Below are 8103 nucleotides of genomic sequence, written 5' to 3'. Positions count from 1 at the left end.
TCGGGTGTAGCTCTCAGCTACGCCTGATTTGTTTCGCCATAGTGCCAGACGGTAGTGCGCTTTACGTCTGCATCTTCCAGAGCGCGGGTGACCGGTACGGAATAGACTTTCAGCTCTGTCAGACGGTGCCGCGGCAGATAAGACCGTCCGGGATCTCCGACGATAATCTGCATGCCTTTAGCAGCGAGCATATCAAACCAGACGATCAGCCGGTCAGCCAATGGCTTGTCATAAAAGACATCACCGGCGAGCAGAACATCAAAAGAGCCGCTCACATCCTGCCCGATCAGATCAGCGTCACTGAAGTCACAGGATACTTTGTTCAAAACACTGTTCAGGCTAATGGCATGGCGGGCAAAGGGATCGATATCATTGGCGGTCACAGAACTTGCGCCGCTCAAAAGGGCTGCAATACCGACCAGACCGGAGCCGGAGGCAAAGTCCAGTACGCGTTTATTTTGTACAGCCTGCGGATGATCGAGAATATAGCGGGCAACGCCCTGACCGCCTGCCCATGCGAAAGCCCAATAGGGCGGCGGTAATCCGATTTCGGAAAGTTCTTCTTCGGTCTTATGCCAAAGATCATGAGCCTCATCGGCAAGATGAAGCGCGATTTCCGGCACATGGGGCGGGTGGTGAATGCCAGTATTGTCGAGGATGAATTGCGTAGCGCGCGTCGAGTCCGGGATCAGGAGGGGCATAGACGCTCCGGATCAAGCAGAGGATAAGCGGCTGCAAATGCAGAACGCTTCCGAAATAGTGTTTGGGTTGCGTTCTGCATTGTTGTGCTCTTAAATTTTGGTGTGGTCTAATCCGCCCATGCGGCAGACCTCGATCCATTCGTCTTCTTTGACCGGCTGTACGGAAAGACGCATGGATGTGACCAGCGCCATATCGCTCAACAGCGGATTGACCTTCACATCTTTCAATGTCACCGGCTTCGGCATATCGCAGACGGCGCGGATATCCACACATTCCCAGCGGTGATCGTCCGTTGTGCTGTCAGGATGCGCCAATGCACAAACTTCCACAATGCCGACGACCTCCAGTCCTTCATTGGAATGATAGAAAAAGCCTTTATCGCCAAGCTGCATAGCGCGCATATTATTGCGTGCCTGATAATTGCGCACGCCGTCCCATTGCTCACCGACAGCGCCTTTGGCCTTTTGCATTTCCCACGACCATTTGAATGGTTCAGATTTAAACAGCCAATATGCCACAGTTTTCTCCGGATTTATTCAGCGGGCCAAGTTTATTCAGCAGGTTTGTTGATGACCCAGTTCCACGGGCGCACAGTCACATTGTCGAACAGACCAGCCAATGCATAAGGGTCTGCAGCGGCAACGGCTTTTGCATCTTCAATGGTTTCAGCTTCAACCATCAGCATGCTGCCAACCGGTTTCTGATCGGCTTCGCTCAGAAAAGGGCCGCCGAATTTGATCTTGTCGCCGAGGCTTTTCAGATAATCGAGATGGGCAGGGCGGGTATCAAGACGCAGTTGCAGATGGTCGGCTTTGTCATTGCAGAGAATGGCGAACAGCATGAGGTCAGGTTCCTAATCTTCATTTTTCAAAGGACGGGACAATAATCCGGTAACAGCCGCATCAATAGTAATACTGCCATTGAGCAAGGCCGCAATTGTGGTGATGATTGGTGCATTGATCTGCTTGCGCGCGCAAAGTTCGGCAATCACCGGCGCTGTGGCCACACCTTCGGCCAGCAACAGGCCTTCCAGTGGTTCGCCGCGTCCCAAGGCCAGCCCGTAGGAATAATTGCGCGATTGCGGTGAGGAGCAGGACAGCATCAGATCGCCAAGGCCGGACAATCCCATCAGGGTTTCAGGTCGTCCGCCAAAGGCTACAGCAATGCGGCGCAGTTCTGCAAAAGCGCGGGTGACCAAAGCTGCCTGTGCCGATGCGCCCAGACCTTTGCCGATGGTGGCTCCGGCTGCAACGGCAATCACATTTTTCAATGCGCCGCCGATTTCAACGCCGGTCAGATCATCGGAGGAATAGCAACGGAAGGTGCTGCCGGAAAATTGGGCGGCCAGATCATCGGCAATGGCAATATTTTCACAGGCAATGGTAACGGCAGTCGGAAAGCCACGGGCAACATCGCTGGCAAAGCTCGGGCCGGAAAGGGCTGCAATCGGATGGTCAGGCAAAATATCGGCAATGATCTGCGACATCAGCCGTCCGGTGGAGCGTTCAATCCCTTTGGCGCAAAGCACAACAGGGCAATCAGCCGGAATGAGCGGTTTCAGTTCCTGTAATGCCGCAGCCATGGATTGCGCAGGGATAACGGCCAGAACCGTATCGGCATTGTTCAGCGCTGCGGCTGCATCGCTGGTCGCGCGGAGATTGTCATGCAGGGCGATATCACCGAGATAGCGGTTGTTACGATGATTGTGATTAATGTCATCAACCGTTGCCGGATCGCGGGCATAGAGCACGACCTCATGTCCGTTCTGCGCGGCCATGCAGCCGAGCGCTGTTCCCCATGCGCCGCCACCTAAGATCGTAATTTTACTCATGCTTTTGCTCCCCTGCGGCCAAAACCGACCAACGGCGCTGATGTGCTGTCCAGCGGCCAGCGCGAGCGCGGTGCAAAATCGAGATTGTCAGGCTCCGTGCGTGCTGCATGTTCGGCACCTGCCCATGCAATCATGGCTGCATTGTCGGTACACAGAATATGCGGAGGTGCGAGGAAATCGAAACCGTGTTTTTCACAAAGCGTTTCAAGTCCTTTGCGCAGTACTTTATTGGCAGCAACACCACCGGCAACAACCAATGTTGGATTTTCTTTATCCGGATAGGTTTCCCGAAAACGGAGCAGAGAACGCTTCACACGGTCATTCAGCGTATCGGCAACGGCAGTCTGAAAAGATGCGCAGATATCCGCCACATCCTGATCGCTCAACGGCACAAGCTGAGTTGCTGTCTGGCGTACGGCGGTTTTAAGGCCGGAGAAGGAGAAGTCCAGCCGTGCTTCACCTTTGAGCGGGCGCGGCAGTTCAAAACGTGAGGCATCGCCTTTCAAAGCCGCCTGTTCAACGGCAGGGCCACCCGGATAAGGTAGTCCCAGCAGCTTGGCGGTCTTGTCAAAAGCTTCACCCAACGCATCGTCGATGGTTGTGCCGAGGCGTTCATAATGGCCGAGGCCGTGCACGAGAATAACCTGCGTATGACCGCCGGAAACCAGCAATAACAGATATGGAAAAGCCAGTCCGTCGGTAAGGCGCGCTGTCAGGGCATGGCCTTCGAGATGGTTGACGGCATAGAAAGGCTTGTCCGCAGCAAAGGCCATGGCTTTCGCCGTCATCAGTCCGACAATCAGCCCGCCGATCAGGCCGGGGCCTGCTGTTGCAGCGACAGCATCCACATCATTGATGGTCATATCCGCATCGGAAAGCGCTTTGGCAATCAATCCGTCGAGCGCTTCCACATGGGCGCGTGCGGCGATTTCCGGCACCACGCCGCCATAGGGTTCATGCTCGGCAATCTGGCTCAGAACAACATTAGACAGGATGCGCGAAGACACCCCGCCTTGTTCATTTTCATGGCGTTCAATGATAGCTGCGGCTGTTTCGTCGCAACTTGTCTCTATTCCAAGCACGCGCATAAGCGATTAGACCCGTATTAACAAAGCATTTCCGGCAAAAGCGCTGAGCACTTTTGCATAAGGAGAATGCGTTCAATAAACAAACTTCGCTGATCTTTCTGTCTTGCACCGGATAGTGGCATTATATTCATGATATTACAGTCATGAATTTGCCCCTGAGGTGAAAGGCAGTTAGAGAAGCCTTTGACATTCGCGTATCACGGACAGAGCCAGATGCAAACACCACGTTTAAAAATCGGAACACGTTCCAGCGCTTTAGCACTGGCACAGGCAGAAGAAACACGCGCACGCCTGATGGCTGCGCATGGTTTAAGCGAAACGGATGTTGAAATCGTACCGATGTCCACGCAGGGCGACCGTATTCAGGATCGTGCATTGTCGGAGATTGGTGGTAAAGGCCTGTTCACCCAAGAGATTGAAGATGCACTGTTACAGGGACGTATTGATATTGCAGTGCATTCTTCCAAAGATATGCCGACGGTTTTGCCTGAGGGTTTGCATCTTTCCACTTATCTCGAGCGTGAAGACCCGCGTGATGCTTTTGTCGGTAAAACCAGCGCAAAACTGACCGATCTGCCGCATGGGGCAACAGTCGGTTCATCCAGTCTGCGTCGTCAGGCACAAATCCGGCATATCCGTCCTGATCTAAATGTTATTATTTTTCGCGGTAATGTGAATTCCCGTCTGCGCAAGCTCGATGAAGGTCAGGTTGATGGTACATTTCTTGCTTTTGCAGGGCTGAAGCGCCTCGGGCTGGAGCATGTGGTGACAGAACTGATGGATACAGAGCGGTTTTTACCTGCGCCGGGACAGGGTGCGATCACCATTGAAAGCCGTGTCGATGATGCGCGGGTTGATGCACTGCTCAAGCCGCTCAATCATGAAGAAACATTTATCCGTCTGACTTGCGAACGTGCATTTCTGGCGCAGCTTGACGGTTCCTGCCGCACGCCGATTGCCGGTTTGGCGGAAGTTAAAGACGGGCATTTGCATTTCTCCGGTATGATTTTGACACCGGACGGTTCACGCCTGCATCGCGTTTTCATAGATGGTGCTGCAGCAGATGCGGCGGCGCTGGGCAAGGAAGCCGCGGAGCGGATCCGTGCAGAAGCCGGTGCTGATTTCTTCACCAGCTGGGCTTGAAACATGCGCAGGGTTCTGGTCACACGCCCGCAACCGGATGCAGCTTTAACCGCCGCTAAACTTGAAGCGGCAGGTTATCAGCCGGTTTGTCTGCCGGTGAGTGAAACTGTAGCGACGGGCGCATCATTGCCGCTGGGCAGTTTTGATGCCGTTGCTGTGACCAGCGCCAATGCCCTGCGCCATATCAATCCTGATTTGCTGGCACCCTACCGGCATTTGCAGCTTTATGCGGTGGGTGAAAAAACGGCATCTGTTGCGCGGGATGCGGGCTTTGAGACAATCTATGCTGGTGATGGCTGGGGGCTGCATCTGGGGCGCCATGTGGCAGCTGTTATGTCTGCGGGCAGCCATGTGCTTTATCTGACCGGCAAAATCCGGCGGCCGGATTTTGAGGCGCAACTGTCAGCGGCCGGTATCAATCTGACGGTTACTGAGACCTATGACACCCGCCCTGTTGCCTATAGCGATGCCGAGCTGAACGGGATTGCTGATACCGGCAGTGCAGAGGTGATTTTGCTCTATTCCGCTGTCGCTGCACGGCAGTTTGTTGCACTGGACAAGCAGGCAAAGGGTGCTTTTATCCAGAACGCGAAATATATTTTTTGTCTTTCTCAGCGGATTGCTGCAGAATTACCAGATAATTGTAATGCGCAGGTGCGTATCAGTGAAACGCCGGATGAGGATGCTTTATTACGCCTGCTGGCATTGATCTGACGAAAATATGCAACCATTTGTTCAATTTCGTCATTTAGGTTGCATCTGAAGTTTAAAATACAGATTTTGCGAGAGGACTCATGGCTAAATCCACAGTGTCACGTCACAGCAAGACCACCCGTAAACCGGTGGTGATTGATCTTGATCCGTCTGATGTGAAAGCTGTTGAGGCATCCGCTGCAAAATCTGCGGGTAAAACTGTGCCGGATGCAGAGCCGGTGGGCGATCCGAAACCTGTGGCACAACCGGCTGCAAAATCTTCCGCACCACCACCGCTAAAAGCGCAAGTTGAAGCGAAACCTGCAACCTCGGTTCCGCCGCAGAGCACATCCCGTCCGGCTTCTTCAGCCGGTGTTTCCGGCCCTAATCCTTTTGCATCAGGAAAAACCATGAATTCTGCCAGTAGTTCCGCACCGCAGACGAAAAAAACAACTTCGCCCTGGATTGCCGGACTGGCGGGTGGTGTGATTGTTCTGCTGGGCACGACCGCACTGCAATGGGCGGGGCTGGGTTTGTTTCCGGCACAGACCAGCAATCGTGATGAGGCGGCAATTGCAGAAATCGCAGATCTGAAACAGCAGATTTCCGGTTTGCAGGCCGCAACCAAACCGGATGCGGATTTGTTAGCACGTCTGGAAGCCGCAGAGAAAAATGCAGCAGAAGCTCAGCAACGCCTGAATGCACTGCCGCAAGCCAGTGAAACACCAGCCGGAAATGATGAGGCGATCCGTGCCGATGTGACAGCTCTGCAAGAGCAACTGAAAGCACTGGCAGGGCAGACGCAGCCTGCGGATAGCGCGCTGGTGAATGGTCTGACCGAGCGCCTGAATGCGATGGAAACAAAACTCAATACGATCGGTTCTCAGGCAGAACAGGCCAATGCCGCATTAAATACTGATACGGACGAGGTCAAAGCGCTGCAACAGCAATTGGGTGCTTTGCAGACGAAGATAGATGCGCAGGCCACACAGCCGGATATGGCGGCGATTATTGCGGCCAATGCTTTGAAATCCGCGATTGATCGCGGTGGTTCTTATCTGAATGAATTGCAGACCTATAAGTCATTGCTGCCGGAGCAGGCAGGTTCTGTTGCCGCGCTTGAAGCGCAGGCGGAAACCGGTATTCCGACACTAAGCCAGCTGAACACACAATTTGCATCATTGGCGGATGATATGGTGGCCGCGGTGAACAAGCCTGCGGCAGATGCCGGTATCTGGGATCAGTTGGTCGGCAGTGCAAAAAATCTGGTACGGTCGCGGCCAATCGGTGATGTCGCTGGTTCCGGTGTCGGGCCGGTGACTGCCCGTATTGAATTTGCTTTGCAGAATGGTGATGTGCAGCGCGCAATCACCGAATGGGCACAATTACCGGAAGCGGCTAAACAGGTTGGTCAGAGCTTTTATAATGCATTGAATGCACGGCGCGATGCGGATGCATTGTTGGCACAGTTGATTGCTGCCTCGACGCAAGTCTCTGAGCAAAAACCGGCTGCGCAATAAGCGAAACAGGAAAGGGAGAACGGTATGATACGGGTAATCCTGTTTCTTGTTGTAGTCGCATTGCTGGGGCTGGGGTTTGGCTGGATGGCGGATCGTCCCGGTGATCTGGTGTTCACTTTTGCCGGAGAGCGGCACAATATTTCTCTGATGACTGCCGCCAGTATGGTTGTGGCTGCCATTGCCTGTGCCATGCTGTTGTGGTGGATCGTCAAAAATCTTATTCGCTCGCCTTATATTTTGCAGCGTCATTTTCGCGCCCGTAAACGCGACCGTGGCTATCAGTCACTCTCGACCGGCCTGATTGCTGCCGGTGCCGGTGATGCCGAAGCGGCGCGGCGTATGAGCAAACAGGCCTCCAAATTGCTGAGCGTTGATCAGGAGCCGCTGATCCGGTTGCTTGATGCGCAAACCGCTTTATTGGAAGGGCGCAAAGATGATGTGCGCCGTTATTTTGAAGAAATGATTGCGGATCCTGAAACCAAATTACTGGGTTTGCGGGGATTATATCTTGAGGCCAGCCGCGATGGTGTGCAGGAAGCAGCCTATCAATATGCGCAGGAAGCCAGCACAATGGCACCGCAGCTGGAATGGGCGTCGAATGCAGTGCTCGGACATAAGGTTTTGCAGGGTGATGTTACCGGTGCATTGCGGGTACTTGAGGCACGCAAAGCGGTTATTCCTTATGGCAAAGACGGTAAAGCTGCTCGTGAGACATTGAAACGCAACCGTGCGGTTTTGCTGACGGCACAGGCGATGGACAGTTTTGAAACGGATGCTGTGGCTTCCCGAGAGGCAGCGAATGAGGCGTTCAAGCTGGAACCGGAACTGATACCGGCTGCATTGATTGCTGCGCGTTGCTTGCTGCGTGACGGTAGTATCCGTAAGGGTAATCGTATTCTTGAAGCGGCATGGAAACGCGAACCGCATCCTGAGATTGCCGAAGCCTATATTCACGGGCGCGCCGGAGATACGGCGCTTGACCGGCTGAAAAAGGCGCGCCAGCTCGCAAGTTTGCGCAGTCACCATGCGGAATCTGTTTTGATTGTTGCACGGGCTGCGCTGGATGCCGGAGAGCTGACACTGGCACGGGAAAATGCCGAAGCTGCATTGAAGCTTAATCCGCGTG

General features: G+C 53.9%; 9 protein-coding genes. 4 read left to right on the top strand and 5 right to left on the bottom strand.

What is annotated here, in order from left to right:
- Positions 1 to 17: 17 nt before the first annotated feature.
- From A918_RS0103290 to tsaD, 5 genes are all read right to left on the bottom strand, one after another.
- Complete coding sequence (locus A918_RS0103290; RefSeq protein ID WP_022709674.1) at positions 18 to 701, bottom strand: methyltransferase; 684 nt, start codon at positions 699 to 701, stop codon at positions 18 to 20.
- A 90-nt stretch (positions 702 to 791) separates the two neighbouring features.
- Positions 792 to 1220 (bottom strand): EVE domain-containing protein, encoded by a 429-nt coding sequence (locus tag A918_RS0103285; protein WP_022709673.1) that lies wholly within the window; start codon positions 1218 to 1220, stop codon positions 792 to 794.
- 32 nt (positions 1221 to 1252) lie between these two features.
- Entirely contained in the window at positions 1253 to 1543 is a 291-nt protein-coding gene (locus A918_RS0103280; RefSeq protein ID WP_022709672.1) for a YciI-like protein, read from the bottom strand.
- Positions 1544 to 1555: 12 nt separating this feature from the next.
- Positions 1556 to 2533 carry an NAD(P)H-dependent glycerol-3-phosphate dehydrogenase gene (locus A918_RS0103275; protein WP_022709671.1) on the bottom strand — a complete coding sequence of 326 codons (978 nt, stop codon included), beginning with the start codon at positions 2531 to 2533 and terminating at the stop codon, positions 1556 to 1558.
- Entirely contained in the window at positions 2530 to 3621 is a 1092-nt protein-coding gene (tsaD, locus tag A918_RS0103270) for a tRNA (adenosine(37)-N6)-threonylcarbamoyltransferase complex transferase subunit TsaD (protein ID WP_022709670.1), read from the bottom strand. The genes A918_RS0103275 and tsaD overlap by 4 nt, the downstream gene beginning before the upstream one ends.
- Positions 3622 to 3834: 213 nt before the next feature.
- Here tsaD and hemC point away from each other — a divergent pair, with 213 nt between their 5' ends.
- The 4 genes from hemC to A918_RS0103250 form a co-directional block, all read left to right on the top strand.
- The gene (gene hemC / locus A918_RS0103265; RefSeq protein WP_022709669.1) at positions 3835 to 4764 is read left to right on the top strand and encodes a hydroxymethylbilane synthase; all 930 of its coding nucleotides are present in this window, start codon (positions 3835 to 3837) and stop codon (positions 4762 to 4764) included.
- Positions 4765 to 4767: 3 nt separating this feature from the next.
- Positions 4768 to 5478 carry a uroporphyrinogen-III synthase gene (locus tag A918_RS0103260; RefSeq protein ID WP_022709668.1) on the top strand — a complete coding sequence of 237 codons (711 nt, stop codon included), beginning with the start codon at positions 4768 to 4770 and terminating at the stop codon, positions 5476 to 5478.
- A gap of 80 nt (positions 5479 to 5558) precedes the next feature.
- Positions 5559 to 6977, top strand: a complete 1419-nt coding sequence (locus A918_RS19285; RefSeq protein ID WP_022709667.1) for a COG4223 family protein — start codon at positions 5559 to 5561, stop codon at positions 6975 to 6977.
- Positions 6978 to 7001: 24 nt separating this feature from the next.
- Positions 7002 to 8103: heme biosynthesis protein HemY (locus tag A918_RS0103250; RefSeq protein ID WP_022709666.1), on the top strand; the 1102-nt coding region annotated here is incomplete at its 3' end.

It is taken from the genome of Pseudochrobactrum sp. AO18b (assembly GCF_000409565.1).
In the GTDB taxonomy this organism is placed as follows: Bacteria; Pseudomonadota; Alphaproteobacteria; order Rhizobiales; family Rhizobiaceae; genus Pseudochrobactrum; species Pseudochrobactrum saccharolyticum.
This window is presented reverse-complemented; position numbering and strand designations above follow the sequence as displayed.